At 73.4% G+C, this 16777-nt stretch carries 17 protein-coding genes; 10 read left to right on the top strand and 7 right to left on the bottom strand.

Annotated elements, in window-relative coordinates; translation table 11 throughout:
• Positions 1-13 precede the first annotated feature (13 nt).
• Positions 14-802: an SDR family NAD(P)-dependent oxidoreductase gene (locus tag UQW22_RS03720; RefSeq protein ID WP_407319515.1), complete on the bottom strand. Its 789-nt coding sequence runs from the start codon at positions 800-802 to the stop codon at positions 14-16.
• Positions 803-886: 84 nt separating this feature from the next.
• On the opposite strand from UQW22_RS03720, the gene UQW22_RS03715 reads away from it, so the two are divergent.
• The 5 genes from UQW22_RS03715 (at position 887) to idi (ending at position 5977) form a co-directional block, all read left to right on the top strand.
• The gene (locus tag UQW22_RS03715) at positions 887-1510 is read left to right on the top strand and encodes a TetR/AcrR family transcriptional regulator (RefSeq protein WP_407319513.1); all 624 of its coding nucleotides are present in this window, start codon (positions 887-889) and stop codon (positions 1508-1510) included.
• A gap of 9 nt (positions 1511-1519) precedes the next feature.
• Entirely contained in the window at positions 1520-2947 is a 1428-nt protein-coding gene (locus UQW22_RS03710; protein WP_407319512.1) for an amino acid permease, read from the top strand.
• A complete protein-coding gene (locus UQW22_RS03705) occupies positions 2940-3605 on the top strand; it encodes an MOSC domain-containing protein (RefSeq protein ID WP_407319510.1) in 666 nt (221 codons plus the stop codon). Before UQW22_RS03710 ends, UQW22_RS03705 begins: the two co-directional genes overlap by 8 nt.
• Positions 3606-3713: 108 nt before the next feature.
• Entirely contained in the window at positions 3714-5396 is a 1683-nt protein-coding gene (locus tag UQW22_RS03700; protein ID WP_407319509.1) for an HNH endonuclease, read from the top strand.
• Positions 5397-5431: 35 nt separating this feature from the next.
• On the top strand, positions 5432-5977 hold the full coding sequence (idi, locus tag UQW22_RS03695; protein ID WP_407319507.1) for an isopentenyl-diphosphate Delta-isomerase: 546 nt from the start codon (positions 5432-5434) through the stop codon (positions 5975-5977).
• A 35-nt stretch (positions 5978-6012) separates the two neighbouring features.
• Here idi and UQW22_RS03690 read toward each other — a convergent pair whose 3' ends face one another.
• Positions 6013-6543: a PH domain-containing protein gene (locus UQW22_RS03690; RefSeq protein WP_407319505.1), complete on the bottom strand. Its 531-nt coding sequence runs from the start codon at positions 6541-6543 to the stop codon at positions 6013-6015.
• 4 nt (positions 6544-6547) lie between these two features.
• Positions 6548-7171: a histidine phosphatase family protein gene (locus tag UQW22_RS03685; protein WP_407319503.1), complete on the bottom strand. Its 624-nt coding sequence runs from the start codon at positions 7169-7171 to the stop codon at positions 6548-6550.
• Between the two features lie 124 nt (positions 7172-7295).
• On the opposite strand from UQW22_RS03685, the gene UQW22_RS03680 reads away from it, so the two are divergent.
• Positions 7296-7766, top strand: coding sequence for a hypothetical protein (locus tag UQW22_RS03680; protein ID WP_407319501.1), 471 nt, complete (start codon positions 7296-7298; stop codon positions 7764-7766).
• Between the two features lie 45 nt (positions 7767-7811).
• Positions 7812-9287: a flotillin family protein gene (locus UQW22_RS03675; protein ID WP_407319500.1), complete on the top strand. Its 1476-nt coding sequence runs from the start codon at positions 7812-7814 to the stop codon at positions 9285-9287.
• 53 nt (positions 9288-9340) lie between these two features.
• On the opposite strand, the gene UQW22_RS03670 is transcribed toward UQW22_RS03675, so the two are convergent.
• A complete protein-coding gene (locus UQW22_RS03670) occupies positions 9341-9970 on the bottom strand; it encodes an RNase H family protein (protein ID WP_407319498.1) in 630 nt (209 codons plus the stop codon).
• A 222-nt stretch (positions 9971-10192) separates the two neighbouring features.
• Here UQW22_RS03670 and UQW22_RS03665 point away from each other — a divergent pair, with 222 nt between their 5' ends.
• Positions 10193-11299 carry a VIT1/CCC1 transporter family protein gene (locus UQW22_RS03665; protein ID WP_407319497.1) on the top strand — a complete coding sequence of 369 codons (1107 nt, stop codon included), beginning with the start codon at positions 10193-10195 and terminating at the stop codon, positions 11297-11299.
• Positions 11300-11364: 65 nt separating this feature from the next.
• A complete protein-coding gene (locus tag UQW22_RS03660) occupies positions 11365-11661 on the top strand; it encodes a GNAT family N-acetyltransferase (RefSeq protein ID WP_407319495.1) in 297 nt (98 codons plus the stop codon).
• A 10-nt stretch (positions 11662-11671) separates the two neighbouring features.
• Here UQW22_RS03660 and pgm read toward each other — a convergent pair whose 3' ends face one another.
• From pgm to UQW22_RS03645, 3 genes are all read right to left on the bottom strand, one after another.
• Positions 11672-13354 (bottom strand): phosphoglucomutase (alpha-D-glucose-1,6-bisphosphate-dependent), encoded by a 1683-nt coding sequence (pgm, locus tag UQW22_RS03655; RefSeq protein WP_407319493.1) that lies wholly within the window; start codon positions 13352-13354, stop codon positions 11672-11674.
• A gap of 76 nt (positions 13355-13430) precedes the next feature.
• Positions 13431-14366: a 3-oxoacyl-[acyl-carrier-protein] synthase III C-terminal domain-containing protein gene (locus UQW22_RS03650; RefSeq protein ID WP_407319491.1), complete on the bottom strand. Its 936-nt coding sequence runs from the start codon at positions 14364-14366 to the stop codon at positions 13431-13433.
• A complete protein-coding gene (locus tag UQW22_RS03645; protein ID WP_407319489.1) occupies positions 14363-16066 on the bottom strand; it encodes a thiamine pyrophosphate-binding protein in 1704 nt (567 codons plus the stop codon). The genes UQW22_RS03650 and UQW22_RS03645 overlap by 4 nt, the downstream gene beginning before the upstream one ends.
• A 236-nt stretch (positions 16067-16302) precedes the next feature.
• Here UQW22_RS03645 and UQW22_RS03640 point away from each other — a divergent pair, with 236 nt between their 5' ends.
• A complete protein-coding gene (locus tag UQW22_RS03640; RefSeq protein WP_407319487.1) occupies positions 16303-16776 on the top strand; it encodes a nitroreductase family deazaflavin-dependent oxidoreductase in 474 nt (157 codons plus the stop codon).
• Position 16777 lies beyond the last annotated feature (1 nt).

Genomic DNA, 16777 nt, shown 5'->3' with positions numbered 1-16777 from the left:
CCCCTCGGGACCGTCAACCGGCCATCGCGCGGGCAGTGGCGGCCAGGACCGCGCGGCGGGGGAGCACGCGGGTGGCAGCGCCCAGGAGCCGGTTGGCGGTCCCCGAGACGACCATCGACGGTGGCCGACGACGATCGAGCGCCCGGAAGAGCGTGTCGACCACCTGGTCCGCCGTCTGGAACCGCCCGACGACCGGTTCCTCGGACCCGACCACGTCGAAGAACTCCGTCCTCGTCGAGCCGGGGCACAGGGCGATCGCGTGCACGCCGGATCCGCGCAGCTCGACCGAGAGCGCCTCGGTGAGGCTCAGGACGAACGCCTTGCTCGCCCCGTAGGCGGCCATGTGCGGCACGGGCTGCAGGGCAGCCGTGCTGGCGACGTTGACGACGGCGCCGGAACCGACCGCGAGCAGGTGTGGCAGCATCCCGCGGGTCAGCGTGGTGAGGGCCCCGACGTTGAGCGCGATCATCTGCTCGAGGCGGTCCGGGTCGGTGTCCACCACGTCGCCGTAGGTGCCGAAGCCGGCGTTGTTGACGAGGGTGCCGACCCGCAGGTCGCGCTCGCGGACGGTGTCGAGCACGTGCTGCCGACCCTCGCTGGTGGCGAGGTCGGCGGCGACGGTGGAGGCGGTGATCTCGTGCTCGGTCTGCAGCCGGTCGGCGAGCGCGGTGAGGCGGTCGCCGCGACGTGCGACGAGGAGCAGGTCGGCGCCGCGGGCTGCGAGGCGCGCGGCGACGACCGCGCCGATGCCTGCGCCCGCTCCCGTGACGACCGCGGTGGATCCGGTGAACGTGATGGCCATGGTGACCTCCTGGTCGGGCGGGACCCGAATGTAGGCACCGCCTACAGAAGTTGTCAACGACCACATCGCGCTAGACTCGACGGCGTGGCACCCGCACCGGACTCCTCCTACTACCACGGGAACCTGCGCAGCGCCCTGCTGGCCCGAGCGGAGGAGGTGCTGGCGGCCGACGGCGTGGACAGCCTCTCGCTGCGCGGCCTGGCACGTGACCTCGGCGTCAGCCACGGCGCGCCGGCGCGACACTTCCAGGACCGGCAGTCGCTGCTGGACGCGCTCGCGCTGAGCGGCGTCCAGCGCCTCGACGCCGCGCTCGCCGCGTGCGCCGCGTGCGCCGGCGACTGGTCGCGCCGTCTGCGCGAGCTCGCCCGGGCCTACGTCACCTTTGCCACGGCGAACCCTGCCCTGCTCGCCGTGATGTACGACGTCAAGCACCATCCCGACGCCAGCACCGCCCTGCGCGTCGAGGCCTCGCGGGGGATCGCCATCCTGGCCGACGTGCTCCGCGACGGCCAGCAGGTCGGAAAGGTCGCCGCGGGCGACCCGCACGAGCTGGCGCTGGTGCTGTTCGCCGCCGTCCACGGCGTCGCCCAGCTCGGGATCGGCGACCTGCTGGACGGCGCGGCGACGGACGACGTGCTCGACGCCACCCTGGCCCTGTACGGCCGCGGTCTCGCCGTCGGGCCGGGTGGCGTCGAGGCGACCGGTTAGCGTTCTCTGGTGACGACCTCACCCGACCCTGAGCGCACCCCCGCCCCGACAGGGGCCGCCGAACCGCTCGCCCACGGCCTGCGTCCGCGGCACCTGACGATGATGGGCCTCGGCTCCGCGATCGGAGCGGGGCTGTTCCTCGGTTCCGGCGAGGCGATCGCGACCGCCGGGCCGGCAGTGCTCGTCAGCTACGCCATCGCCGGCGCGATCGTGGTGGCCGTGATGCGGATGCTTGCCGAGATGGCGTCCGCGCTGCCCGCGTCGGGATCGTTCTCGGTCTACGCCGAGGTGGCGCTCGGCCGGTGGGCCGGCTTCCTCCTGGGCTGGCTGTACTGGTTCATGCTCATCATGGTGCTGGGCGTCGAGGTCACCGGTGTCGCCGAGATCGTCGCCGGCTGGTGGCCCGCCGTGCCGCAGTGGGCGGTCGCGGGCGCCGTCGTCGCCGTCTTCGGAGCGATCAACCTGATCGGTGTGCGGCAGTTCGGCGAGGCCGAGTTCTGGTTCGCCCTGATCAAGGTCGCCGCCATCGTGGCGTTCCTCGCCGTGGGCGTGCTCATCGTGCTGGGGGTGATCCCCGTGGCGGGCAGCGTCCTCGGCGACTGGGCCGCGCACGGCGGTTTCGCCCCTGCCGGGGTGGCCGGCGTCGCGGCGGGGCTGCTCGCCGTGGCGTTCGCGTTCGGCGGCATCGAGATCGTGGCGATCGCGGCCGCCGAGGCCCGCGACCCCCGCGACGCCGTGGCGCGCGCCACCCGCACGATCCTGTGGCGCATCCTGTTCTTCTACCTCGGTTCCGTCGCGATCATCGTGGCGCTGCTCCCGTGGGACGACGCCGACGCCCTGACCTCCCCGTTCGTCGCCGTCCTGGAGATGGCCGGGTTCGGCGGCGCGGCGCGGCTCATGGAGGTGGTGGTGGTCCTGGCCCTGCTCAGCGCCTTCAACGCGCAGGTGTACGGCACGTCGCGGATGCTGTTCTCCCTGGGCGAGCGCCGCGACGCCCCGGCGCCGACCACGCGGGTGTCGCGGCGCGAGGTGCCCTGGGTGGCGGTCCTGGTCTCGGTGTTCTTCGGCGTGGTCGCCGTGCTGCTCAACTGGCTGCTGCCCGAGGCGCTGCTCTCCGTGCTGCTCAACGCCGTCGGCTCCGCGCTGTTCGTCGTCTGGCTGCTCATCACGCTCTCGCAGCTCCGGCTGCGGCCACGTCTGGAGGCCGACGCCGCCCGTGCCGGCGAGCCGATGCGCCTGCGGATGTGGGGCTACCCCTGGTTGACCTGGGTCACGCTGGTGGCCCTCGTCGGCCTGGCCGCGCTCATGCTGTCCGACGACGCGGCGCGCGCCCAGCTCGCCGCCACGGCGGGCCTGGTGCTCGTCATCCTCGGCGCGTTCCTCGTGCGCCGGCCGTTCGCGCGGCGGCACGGGTGGGACGATGTCCGCCATGGGTGAGCTCCTCGCGGTGTGCCGCGTCCACCAGCTGTTGCCCGACGCCGGGACGGTGGGGATCACGGCGATCGACAAGCGGCCCGTCGAGGGACGGGTCAAGGTGGGGCCCTTCGGCCTCTACGCCGACGTCCAGGCGGACCGGGCCGACCACGGGGGTCTCGACCAGGCCGTGTACGCCTACGCCGCCGAAGACGCCGCCTTCTGGGAGCCGGAGCTCGACCGCGAGGTGGTGCCGGGCCTGTTCGGGGAGAACCTGCGGACCCGGGGGCTCGCCGTGTCCGGGGCGCTGATCGGGGAGCGGTGGCGGATCGGGTCGACCGTGCTCGAGGTGACGCAGCCGCGCACGCCGTGCGCCACGTTCGCGCGCCGCCTCGGGTCGCCGCCCCGCTGGGTGCGCCGGTTCACCGAGGCCGACCGCACGGGTGCCTACCTGCGGGTCGTCGAGACCGGGGAGCTCGGCGCGGGCGACGCTGTCGAGGTGGTGTCCCGCCCGTCGCACGGCGTGTCGGTGGCGGACTGGTACGGCACCTGGAGCGCCGGTGCTCCGGCGTTCGGCGAGGCGGCGCGGCTGGCGCGCGCCCTGCGAGACGCCGCCGACGACGGGGCGTTGCGGCTCAGCGACGACATGGACGTGCGCGTCACCAAGGCGCTGTCGCGCTGAGCGGGTCCGACCGGGTCGGCCCTCTCCGCCGCATCCGACCTGGTCACCAGCTCGACCTGACGCAGGTACCTCTTGCACACCCAGGCGGCCTTCGCTAGGGTCGAACACATGTTCGAAGACGACGCTTCCCACCCGGCGCGGCACGCCGTCGGGTCTCGTCGTGCACGAACCTCCGGGCCCGGGACGGATGGTGCCCCGTCCGTCCCGGGTCGCCCGGACTCTTCCCGCGCTCGCCCGGCCCCTTCCCGTCCGGGTTCCGGCGCTCGACCGGGGTCGCCGGTCGCCGAGCTGCTCGACGACGGTGGTACCGGGCTCGAGCGCGAGCTCGCCGACCTCCTCGCGGTCCGCGTCGGCGCGGCGCACCCGTACGCCGCGTTCGAGCTGCACTCTGCCGAGGGCGCCGGTGCTACCGGCTCCGGTGTGCCGGTCGTCGACCCTGGCCTCGTCCCTGACCTCGACGCACTGCTCGCGCACGCCCCGGGGCCGCCGCTCGCGGCCGCGCTGACGGGCCTCGAGGTGGCGGACCTCGACGACTCCTCCCTTGTCGAGCTCCTGGCGGCGTGGGAACGGCTGGCCGCGTGGGCGCAGGCGGGTTCCGCGGCGGCGCTCGGCGAGCTGCTGCAACGGACCCTCGGGTCGTCCCGGCACGAGTTCGTCGTCGACGAGGTCTCCGCGAGGCTGGGGCTGAGCAGGCACGCCGCCGCGCAGCACGTCACGGTGGCGCACGGCGCGCCCGCGATCCCCGAGGTGGCGGACGCGATGGCGTCGGGAGCGGCCGACCGGCGCAAGGCCGAGGTGCTGGTCTCGACAGGTCGGCTCGACGACGCCCGACGGCGTGAGATCGTCCGTGCGCTCCGCCCCGATCTCGAGCACCTCACGGTCCGGCAGATCCGCGACCGTCTGCGTCGGGCCGAGATCGACGCAGACCCGGAGGGTGCCGCCGAACGTCACGTGGCGGCACGCCGCACAAGATCGGTGGTGCTGGAGCCCGTCGACGACGCGATGGCCTACGTGACGGCGTACCTCCCGGCCGACGACGCCGCGCGCGTCTTCGCGGCGATCGACGGGGCGGGTGTGGCGATGCACAGGATCTCGGGGGAGCCGCGACGCCTCGACGAGTGCCGGGCCGACGCGATGGTCGGGCTCCTCACCGGTACCGTGCGGTTCGCCGACGCCGCGCCCACCCATGCCGCGGAGCCCGCCGAGGCCGCGGAGCGCACCGCCGCAGCTGCGCGGGTCTCGGCACCGTACCGGGCGCCCGTCCAGGTCACGATCGCGGCCTCGACCCTGCTCGGGACCGACGACCTCCCGGCGATCCTCGCCGGGTACGGCCCGATCCCGGCACCGATGGCGCGCACCCTCGCGACCGACCCGGAGGTCACGTGGCAACGGATCCTCACGGACCCGGTGACGGGCGTGCTCACGGACCGCTCGTCGCGGGCGTACCGGCCGAGCCCACGGCTCCGCGCCGCGGTGCTGGCCCGGGACGCCACGTGCACCTTCCCGGGGTGCGGCGTCCCCGCGGTCCGCGGCGACCTCGACCATGTCGTGCCCTTCGACCCCGCGTGCGACGGTCCGCAGACCCACGGCGACAACCTGCACGTGCTGTGCCGCACGCACCACCGGGCGAAGACGGTCGGAGGCTGGGCGGTAGCCCGTGACCCGGCCTCGGGGACCAGTACCTGGACGTCGCCGACAGGGCACCGGTACGCGCCCGCGGCGCACCGGACCGACCCTGCGCGCTCCCCACGCCCTGCGGTGGCCGTCACCGATCGTCCACCGCCCTTCTGAGCCCGCCCGGCGCCCGGGCGTGCCAGGATGGACCGATGGAGACGCACACCCCCGTCACGGCCGACCACGTCGTGACCTGCGACGACGCCGGCAACAAGATCGGTACCGTCGCGCGGGCCGAGGTCCACACCGCCGACACACCGCTGCACCTCGCGTTCTCCTGCTACCTGCTGGACGACGCCGGGAACCTGCTGGTCACCCGGCGCGCACTGGCCAAGAAGACCTGGCCGGGGGTCTGGACGAACTCGTTCTGCGGGCACCTGCGATGGACGGAGACCGCGGAGGACTCGCTGGTCCGGCACGCCGCGCACGAGCTGGGTACCGAGGTGCGGGACGTCGAGGTGGCGCTGCCCGACTTCCGGTACCGCGCCGTCGACGCCACCGGCGTCGTCGAGAACGAGATCTGCCCGGTCTACGTCGCCCACGTCGTCGGGCAGCTGGCCCCCCATCCCGACGAGGTCTCCGAGCACGTCTGGGCACCGGTCGACCAGGTCCGTGCGGCCGTCGAGGCGACGCCGTGGGCGTTCAGCCCGTGGATGGTGCGCCAGCTCTCCGAGATCCCGCGCCGGCAGCTCGCCTGAGGCTCGGAGCACCTGAGGCTCAGCGCACCTGAGGCTCAGCGCACCCGTCGGCGCGGTTCACGTGGCGGCCACTCGCCGGCGTCGGACCCGTCGTCGGCGGTGAAGAGCAGCTCCTGCAGCTGCCGGTGCACGTCCTCGACGTCCGGGACGTCGTGCAGCACCATGCCCTGCTTCTCCGTCGCGTCGGAGACCACCAGGGTCCCGCAACCGAACAGCCGGTCGACGAGACCCTTCTCCATCGCGACGTCGTTGATGCGGTACAGGGGGATGTCGCGGCCCACGCGGGTGACCAGCCCGGAGCGCATGGCGATCCGCTGGTTGGTCACGGAGAACGAGGTGGTGTGCCACTTCAGCCACGGCAGGAACACCCAGACCGCCGCGACGAGCGCCAGCACGCCGAGTCCGATCCAGCGGCCGGCCCCCTCGGGGACCAGGGCCATGACGGCGACCGCGCCGACGAGGACGCCGAGCAGCACGACGCCCGGCCACACGAGGGCCTTCGGGTGCTCACGCAGCTCCATGACGACGTGCTCGCCGTCGGTGAGGTTCTTCTCGCTCAGCGCCATGGCGTCATCCTGCCACCAGGTTCCACGCCTCGATCGACTCCAGCCCGTGCGAGGTGCCGAGCGCGCAGATCGCCGCGGTGCCCAGCTCGAGGCGTGCCCCGAACACCGGGTCGACGTCCAGCCACGCCGTGGCCAGCACGCGCAGCAGGTGCCCGTGCGCGACGACGAGGACGGTGCCGCCGTCGTCGAGCATGGGACGTGCCCGGTCGACGAACCGGTCGGCGCGCCGGCGGACGTCCGCGAGGGACTCGCCGGGGCCGGCGTCGCCGCCCGGCAGCACCTGCACGCCGTCGCGGAAGATGTCGTAGTCGCGGCCGATGATCTCCGAGATCTCGGCGGAGGTGCGGCCCTCGACCGGGCCGTAGTCCCACTCGGCGAGGTCCGGGTCGTCGACGGCCTCCGTGAAGCCCGCGAGCTCGGCCGTGCGCCGGGCACGCAGGAGCGGCGAGCAGTACACCACCGCGGGTTCGAGGCCGGCCAGGCGGCGCCCGGCGTCCCGGGCCTCCCGCTCCCCGGCGGTGGTCAGAGGCAGGTCGGTCCGGCCCGTGTGCTTGCCGGCGGCCGACCAGGTGGTCTCGCCGTGCCGGAGCAGGACGAGGCGGGGCGTGTCCGTGTGCGGCAGGTCCATGGTCCGATGGTCTCGCAGACTCGGCCGGATCGTGGAGGGAGTCGCGCCGGTCCGTCCCGATCTGGCATTCTTCACACGCTCGACACAACTCGACACCCACCAACCCCGACGCTCGGAGCTCAGCGTGCTCGTCTTCGTCCTCATCGGTGCGGCCGGCCTCCTGCTGCTCCTGCTCTCGCTCGTCGTCGGCGAGCTCCTCGACCTGGGGGACGGCGCCCTGTCCGGGACGTCGCTGGGGGTCGGCGCCGTCGTGTTCGGGGCCGTGGGGTCCATCGTGACCGTCAACGGGCTGCCGGTGTGGGTGGCCTACGCGGCGTCCGTCGTCGTGGGGCTGCTCGCCGCGGCGGTCGCCCAGCTCATGATCCGTCGCCTCAGCGCCACCGAGGACAACGCGAACGTCTCTCTCGTGGGTGTTCAGGGGACCGCCGTCACGGACATCACCCAGGCGTCCGGCGAGGTGTCGCTGGACGCGGTGAGCGAGCTCGAGCGTCGCCTCGCCTGGTCGCTCGAACCGATCGCCGAGGGCACGCGCGTCGTCGTGCTCGAGCACCAGCCCAACAGCGTGCGCGTCGGGCCGTACCGGCCCGAGGCGTAGTCAGCGCCCACCCCTCCCGGAAGGAGCCGCGCTCCGGCGCGCACCATGAACGACTCCAGCTTCGTGACCACCGTCTCGGTGGTCGCCATCGTCATCGCGTTCCTCGCGGTGGGGATCTTCGTCGCCCAGCGCATCCGGCGGGTGCCGCCGAACCAGGCCCTCGTCATCGTCGGCCGCGGTGCCGGCCGCAAGGACGTCTCCGGGCAGAAGGTCGTCATCGGCGGCCGTACGTTCGTCTGGCCGATCCTGCAGCAGGGCTTCGCGATCTCCCTGGAGCAGCGCCAGATCGGTATGACCGTCGAGGGCGTCGACGCCAACCGCATCAAGATCGCCATCAAGGCGTCGATCAACTTCAAGGTCCGCGGCGACGAGGAAGGGGTGCGTCGTGCGGCGCAGCGCTTCCTGTCCCAGCAGGAGCTCCTCACCGAGATCATCGCGGAGTCCCTCGAGGGGTCGCTGCGCTCCATCGTCGGCGACATGTCGATCGAGGAGATCATCTCGGACCGCAAGGGCCTGTCCGACCGGGTCGTCGAGTCCACCAAGAAGGACCTCGCCGAGCAGGGCCTCCAGGTCGACATCCTCAACATCTCCGACATCTCGACGCCGGGGTCCGACTACCTCGCCAACCTCGGCCGCGCCGAGTCGGCACGCGCCCGTCAGGTCGCCGAGGTCTCCGAGGCCGAGGCGCAGCGCGCGTCGGAGTTCGCGGTGATCGAGGCCGCCGAGCAGATCGCCGAGCGGCAGAAGGCCCTCGACCTCAAGAAGGCGGCCATCAAGGCCGAGACCGACAGGGCACAGGCCGAGGCCGACGCGTCCGGTCAGCTCGCCCGCGCCGAGCAGGACCGCGTCGTCGCGCAGCAGGAGCGCGAGGCGCTCTCGGAGAAGGCGCGCGTGGAGCAGGAGCGCCTCGACATCGAGGTCCGCAAGCCGGCCGAGGCCAAGGCGTACGCCGAGGTCCAGGAGGCCACCGCGCGGCGTGACTCGGAGAACGCCGCCACCGAGGCGGAGGCGTTCAAGCGCAAGACGATCGCCGAGGCGAACAAGACGGCCGCGATCCAGGACGCCGAGGCCGCCGCCGAGTCGGTCCGCCGTGCCGGTGAGGCCGACCGTGACCGCCAGGTCGCGCAGGCCGAGGGTATCCGGGCCGAGGGTGAGGCCCGTGCGGCCGCCATCGAGGCCGAGGGCCGCGCCGAGGCCGCCGCCACGGACGCCAAGGCCATCGCGCTCGAGAAGTACGGCGAGGCCGCCCTCGTGCAGGAGCTCATCGAGCGTCTGCCCGAGATCGTCCGCGCCGCGGCGGAGCCGATCGGCAGCATCCAGGGCATGACCGTCATCTCGACCGACGGCGCGTCCGCGATCACGAAGAACGTCAGCAGCGTCCTCGGCGAGGGTCAGGCCGTCGTCAAGGAGCTGACCGGCGTCGACATCAACCAGCTCATCGCCGGCATCGCGAACCGGGACGGCGGGGCCCAGGCGGTCTCCAGCTCCAGCGGTGCGGGGAGCAACGGCTCGTCCAGCTGACACCACGACGGAGGGCCCGCACGATCCCGACGGATCGTGCGGGCCCTCCGTCGTCAGTCGAACAGCGTGTCGAGCTCCCAGCCTGGTCCGGACGTCGCGGAGCCTCGTGACCGGTCGCTCCCGGCGGAGGGGACCCCGACCGGCTCCGGGTCCCGTACCGGGGGGCCGGGCGTGGCGTGCTCGCGCTGCTCCCGACGGGGCAGACCGGCGTCCTCGGCGTCCAGGAGGAGACCCTCGACGGCCCCGCGCCCGGCGTCCCAGTCGTCGGCGGCCAGCCGGGCGAGCTCCTGGGCGCGCTGCATGAAGGGGCTGTCGACATGTCCGCGCACCCAGCGGAAGCGCACCGGGCCGCCGCGGTCGACGATCGCACGGTCGAGAGCCTGCACCAGCTCGAGATGCTGCACCGGCCCCCCGGAGGCTGTCCGCCAGCCGTGCGCCTTCCAGCCCTCCAGCCACTCGGAGGCGCACCGGATCGCGTACTGCGACGCCGACTCGACCAGCAGCGGCTCCTCGCCGGGATGAGCGTCGACGGCGTGACGCAGCGCGGTCAGGTCGGCGACCTGCGTGGTGCCGTCGACGGCACCACCGGAGTCGAAGCGGCCGGAGTCATGGGCGACCCACGCCCACCCGATCGCGCCGCCCGAGTCGCTCGGGCTGGAGCCGTCGGTGCTGACAATGATCACGCCGGTGTCCCTCGGTGTTCCTCGGTGTCCACGGAGTCCGTCGCCGTGGAGGGCGACGGGGAACATTGTGCCCTGCCCCGGTGACATCCCGGTGAATCCCCAGCATACGGATCGCCGAAACCCGGTCCGTGGACTGCCGGAACCGCGCGTGTCCGCACCCCGGAACCCCGCTGGCCGCGCCCCGGAACCCGCTGTCCGCCGTCGGCGGGGATCATGGTGCCCATGGACGCCGCCACGCCCACCCCCGACCGCACCCCGGCCGCCGTCCGGCGGTGGCGCCGCTACCTGGCGGCCGAGCGCGCCGAGGCCGCCGTGTACCGCGACCTCGCGTCCCGCCGCACCGGCGAGGAGCGCGAGATCCTCCTGGCCCTCGCCACCGCGGAGAAGCGCCACGAGCAGCACTGGCTCGACCTGCTCGGCGACGACGTCGGCATGCCGCTGCAGGGGGACCCCCGCACCCGGTTCCTCGCCTTCCTCGCGCGCCGGTTCGGCGGGGTCTTCGTCCTCGCCCTCGTCCAGCGCGCCGAGTCCCGGTCGGTCTACGGCCGCGAGGAGTTCGCGACCGCCCAGATGGCCGCCGACGAACAGATCCACGAGGAGGTCGTGCGCAGCCTCGCCACCCGCGGGCGCAACCGCCTCTCCGGGACCTTCCGGGCCGCCGTCTTCGGTGCCAACGACGGTCTCGTGTCCAACCTCGCCCTCGTGCTCGGGATCGGGGCGTCCGGTGTCGCGACCGGGACGATCCTGGTCACCGGTGTCGCCGGGCTGCTTGCCGGCGCGCTGTCGATGGGCGCGGGGGAGTACGTCTCGGTGCGTTCGCAGCGCGAGCTGCTCGAGGCGTCGACACCCGACCCGGAGGCCTCCGACGCCCTGCCGCACCTCGACGTCGACGCCAACGAGCTCGCGCTCGTCTACCGGGCGCGGGGGCTGGACGCCGACGCCGCGCAGGTCCGTGCCGACGCCGTGCTCGCACGGCTCGGCGCCACCGGCGTGACCGAGAGCCTCGACACCGACGCCGAGGGTCACGAGCGCTCGGACACGCACGAGACGCACGGCACCGCCTGGGGCGCGGCGGTCTCGAGCTTCTGCTTCTTCGCCTCCGGCGCGATCGTCCCGGTGCTGCCCTACCTCCTCGGCATGTCGGGCGCCGCGGCTGTCCTCGCCGCGTGCCTGCTGGTGGGCGTCTGCCTGGCCGCGACGGGGGCCGTGACCGGCCTGCTGTCGGGCACCTCGCCGGTCACCCGGGCGCTGCGTCAGCTCGCCATCGGCTTCGGCGCCGCCGGGGTCACCTATGCGTTGGGACTGGCGTTCGGCACCTCCGTGGCCTGACGGGCGCGACGGGCGTCCCGGCCGTGCGCTGGCGTCCACGACCGTCCGTCACCAGGATGGGGGAGATGAACGCCCCTCGCCCCGCCGTGTCCGTCCGCGACGACAGCTCGCGCCGTGTCTTCCTCGCCCTGCTCGACGACGGCACGGAGGCTGGCGGCGCCTACTACCGGCGGCGCGACGGCGTCGTGACGTTCACCCACACCGAGGTCACCCCGGACCTCGAGGGACAGGGTGTGGGCTCGACGCTCGCCGCCGGGGCGCTGGACCAGGTGCGGGCGGCCGGCGAGCGGATCGTCGCCCTGTGCCCGTTCATCGAGGCATACGTCGACCGGCACCCGGAGTACCAGGACCTGCGCGCCTGAGCCGGACGGCTCAGGCCAGGGCGTCGCCGACCACCTGCCTGGCCGCCGCCTGCACCTCGGCCAGGTGGTCAGCGGAGACGAAGGACTCGGCGTAGATCTTGTAGACGTCCTCCGTGCCGGACGGTCGCGCCGCGAACCACGCGTCCGACGTCGTCACCTTCAGCCCGCCGACCTTCGCCCCGTTGCCCGGTGCCTCCGTCAGCTTCGCGGTGATCTCGGAGCCGGCGAGCGTGGTCGAGGAGACCTGCTCCGGCGAGAGCGCGGCCAGCCGGGCCTTCTCCTCGCGGGAGGCCGGGGCGTCGACGCGGGCGTACCAGGACTCGCCGTGCTCGGCGACCAGGTCCGCGTGGTGCTCCGACGGGGACCTGCCCGTGGTCGCGAGGATCTCCGCGGCCAGGAGGGCGAGCAGCAGACCGTCCTTGTCCGTGGACCACACCCGGCCGTCGGTGCGCAGGAACGACGCCCCGGCGGACTCCTCGCCGCCGAAGCCGATCCCGCCCTCCAGCAGCCCGGGCACGAACCACTTGAACCCGACCGGGACCTCCGTCAGGGTGCGGCCGAGCCCCGCGGCCACCCGGTCGATGAGCGCCGAGGACACCAGCGTCTTGCCGATCGCGGCCCCGGCCGGCCACTGCGGGCGCGCGCCGCCGTACAGGTAGCCGATCGCCACCGCGAGGTAGTGGTTCGGGTTCATCAGCCCGGCGTCCGGGGTGACGATGCCGTGCCGGTCGGCGTCGGCGTCGTTCCCCGTGGCGACGTCGAAGGGCGCGGCCCCGCCGTCGGCCCGCATGGTCGCCACGAGCGAGGCCATCGCGTGCGGGGACGAGCAGTCCATGCGGATCTTGCCGTCCCAGTCCAGGGTCATGAACGACCAGCGCGGGTCGACCCGCGGGTTCACGACCGTCAGGTCCAGGCCGTAGCGCTCGCCGATCGCCCCCCAGTACTCCACGGAGGCGCCGCCCAGGGGGTCGGCGCCGATGCGCACGCCGGACTCGCGGACGGCGTCCAGGTCGAGCACGTGGGCGAGGTCGTCGACGTACGTCGACAGGTAGTCGTGCTTGTGCGTCGTCGCGGCGGCCAGCGCCGTCTCGAGCGAGACGCGGTGGATGCGCGACAGGCCGCCCTCGCGCAGCAGCCGGTTCGCGCGGTCCGCGATCCAGCCGGTCGCGTCCGAGCCGGCCGGGCCGCCGTGCGGCGGGTTGTACTTGAACCCGCCGTCGCGCGGCGGGTTGTGCGACGGCGTCACGACGATCCCGTCCGCGAGCCCCGGCCCCGAGGTGCGCACGCCCTCGTCCGACGTCGCGCCGTTGTGCAGCAGGATCGACTGCGAGACGGCGGGCGTCGGCGTGAAGGAGTCCCGGGCGTCGACCATCACCGTGACGCCCGCGCCGGCGAGCACCTCCAGCGCCGTCTGCCAGGCCGGCATCGACAGCGCGTGCGTGTCGCGGCCGATGAACAGCGGGCCGTCGGTGCCCTGCGCCGCCCGGTACTCGACGATCGCCTGGGTGATCGCCGCGATGTGCGCCTCGTTGAACGCCACGTCCAGGCTCGAGCCACGGTGGCCCGACGTGCCGAACACGACCTGCTGCGCGGGGTCGTCCACGTCGGGCTTGCGGTCGTAGTAGGCGGCGACCACCTGGTCGACGTCGATGAGGTCCTGGTCCTGGGCCGGCTGGCCTGCGCGCTCGTGCATGTCTCGATACTGCCAGGCGGGACGGGGTGTGTCTCCCCCCGCTGGGAAGAGCGGACGACCTGGTCGACGAGCATCCCTAGGAGGTCGGACCACCTCGTGAGAGGAGCAGCGCGGTGATGTGCAGCCCGGTCCCCACGGCCGCGACGACGACATGTGGTGTCCGGACGTGCGGGAGGTGCTCGGCAAGAGTCACCGGGTACGTGGCGCTGGTCATGTTGCCGTGCTCCGCGAGCGTGTCCGGGTAGGCGCCCGGCCGGACGGCGTCGGCCCAGTGGTCGAGCAGGGCGCGCGAGCCCTGGTGCGTGATGAGTGTGACGTCCTGGGCCCGGACGCCGTATCGCTCCAGCAGCTCGCGCACGACGGTGGGGACGCCGTCTCGCAGGTAGTCGTAGAGATCGATGTCCATGTGGTAGGTCGGACGGGGGACGCCGGACCCGTGGCGCGGGCGGAGCGCCATGGTCATGCGCTCGTAGTCCTTCCCTCGGGTGTGCGTCACCGAGCCCACGGCGGCGAACCCCGCACCGGGACCGAGCAGGGCGGCGCCCGCGGCGTCGGACGCGGCCACCGCGTACTCCTGCGTGGGGTCGACGTTCCGTGTCCAGCCGGACCCCGCGACGACGAGCGCGTGCCGGCACCCTCCCGCCGTCGCGGACTCGGTGGCCTGCAGGAGGCCGACGACGAAGTTCGAGAACTCGCTGTTGATCGGCACGACGAGCGCGTCCGGGCGCAGCCCGATCCGTTCGTGCACCCGATAGAGAGGGTTCGGTGTCGGGTAGCGCGCCACGGAGACGTACCCGTACAGCCGGTCCACGGCGTCGGCAGCGACACCTGCCCGCGCGAGTGCGTCGAGACATGCGTCGACCGAGAGGTCCTCGGCCTCTTCTCCGCCGACAAGGACATGACGACGGCCCACCCCCGTGAACCGCTCCGACGGGTCGCTCGCGGCCTCCTGGTCCGTGGGTGGGAACGCGGTCCCGCAGCCGAGCAGGACCGTCGAGCCCGGCGCCGTCACCCGCCCACCTTCAGCGTCTCGGCCCGCGCCCTGAGCGACCAGGCGACCTCGTCGGGGTCCACGCGGACATCGAGCACGACCGGCCCCGTCGGCGGCGTGTCGTCGAGCACCTCGTCGAGGGCTGCCTCGAGATCCGCCGCCGTACGCACCACCGCGGCTCGGGCGCCGAAGCCCAGCGCGACGGTGGCCACGTCGATGGGCGCCGCGTACATCGAGCCGACGGCACGGGAGAACATCAGCTCCTGCAGGTTGGCCACCATGGCGTTGCCCGCGTTGTTGAGCACCACCCACACGCCACCGATCCCCAGCTCCGCGGCGGTGTGGATCTCCGGGCACGTCATGGCGAACGCAGCATCGCCCACGACGGCGACGACCGGGCGGTCCGGGCGTGCCAGTGCGACACCCACCGCGGCCGGCACCGTGTAGCCCATGCAACCGACGTTCAGCGAGCAGTAGACCTCACGTCCGGCGCCGGCGCGGTAGTGCTCACCGATCCAGCTGAGCGAGTTGCCGTTGTCGATCAGCAGGAGCGTGTCGTCCGGCAGGCGACGGTCGAGCACGCGGGCGACCTGCGAACCTTGCAGCACGTCGGAGTCCGGCGAGTGCTCGGCCGTGGCCTCCGCCGAGCGCGTCACGGATCCCTCCACCGAGGACGTCGGCCTGACGATCCCGCGCGCGTCGAGCTCGTCAGCCAGGGCGTGGAGCAGCAGTGCGACATCGGACTGCACCAGATGGTCGGCTCTCATCGCTCGGCCGAGCTGACGTCGGTCCACGTCCACCTGCCAGACGGTGCGGTTCTTGACGAGACGCTCGTCCCAGCCGACCGTGGAGACCTCGCCGAGCGAGCTGCCCAGCACGAGCAGCAGGTCGACCTCGTCGTCCAGGACCGCGTCGGGCGTGTGCGGACTCATCCCGTACGTCCCGTAGACCCCGAGCGAGAGCGGGTGCCGCTCGGGGAAGGCGCTCTTGCCCTTCATCGTCGTCGCGACGGCCATGCTGAGCCGTTCCGCGACGTCGACGAGACCAGCCTCCGACCGGGCGTTCTTGGCTCCCTGACCTGCCAGCACGAGCGGCCGGCGCGCGGAGAGGATGGCCTCGGCGAGCTCTCGGACGGCGGCAGGGTCCGGGTGCGGCGGGGACGTTTCAGGGCTGCCGGCGACGTCCGCCCGGGGCGCGGGACCGGCCAGGACGTCGGCCGGCAGCGCCAGGTGTGCCGTACCGGGCACGGGCGACGTCGCGGCGGTGATCGCTCGGAGTGTCAGGAACTCGAGCTGTCGGGTGTCGGTGACGAGTGCCGACAGCTTGGTGACGGACCGGAACATGTCCACGAGGTCCGCGCTCCAGTCGCCGCCGCTCGAGTCCTGCAGCGCTCCACGACCGAACAACGGGACAGGGACCTGGCCGGCGAGCAGCAGGACTGGTGCGCCGTCGCTCGTGGCGCTCGCCGCTGCCGTCACCGCGTGCATCGTGCCCGGTCCGGAGCTGACGCAGGCGACTCCGAGACCTCCGCCCGCCTGCGCGAACCCCTCGGCCATGAAGACCGCACCCTCCTCGTGCTTCGCCAGGACGAACTCGAGGTCCGGGTGGCTGTCGACACGTTCGAGCAGCGAGAGGAGTGGTCCACCGGGGACGCCGAAGAGACGGCGGACCCCGGCACGGGCGAGGAGGTCGAGGAGCAGGTCAGCGCCGGTCCAGTTCATCGTCGTCTCCAGCGGTGGCGGTGGCGGGCTACGGTGACGGAGTTCTGCGTTTCCTCAGCTCGTCGGTTCGCCCCCCGGACCGACTCGCACAGCGAGTGTGCCGGAGAGACGCCGGGACCGCACTCGGAGCTCTGACCTGCCCGTCAGCGGTGGCGCCGGGCGTCGACCGGCCGCCTGGTCCAGGGTCCGGTGCGCGTCCGATGGCCCGCGACCCCGGATGTCAGTACGGTCGGACGGTGAATCTCGCCTCGCGCCTGCTCCGCACCCGCTGGCTGGTCCGCGCGCCGATCACGCTCTTCCGCGCGGGCCTCGGGTTCGTCCTCGGCCCGCGGTTCCTCATGCTCCAGCACCGCGGTCGCCTCAGCGGCGCGGCGCGGTACGTCGTGCTCGAGGTGACGGACCGGCCCGCGCCGGACCGGATCGTCGTCGTCTCCGGCATGGGGCCGACGGCGCAGTGGTACCGCAACGTCCTGGTCGAGGCGCGGGTCCTCGTCTCGACCGGGACCCGCCGGGACGTCCGCGCGCTCGCCCACGTGCTCCCGCCCGACGAGGCGGCCGCCGTCCTGGACCGCTACGCGCGCGAGCGCCCCGGTCCGTGGGCGGCGCTCCGGCCGGTCCTGACCGAGTGGGCCGCGCCGCTGGCGGCCGCCGGTGGCGCGGAGCGGTGGGAGCACGTGGTCCCCGTGGTGGAGCTGCAGCTGCTGGACTGAC

This window comes from Isoptericola halotolerans, from assembly GCF_045689585.1.
Taxonomy (GTDB): Bacteria; Actinomycetota; Actinomycetes; order Actinomycetales; family Cellulomonadaceae; genus Isoptericola; species Isoptericola halotolerans_B.
This window is presented reverse-complemented; position numbering and strand designations above follow the sequence as displayed.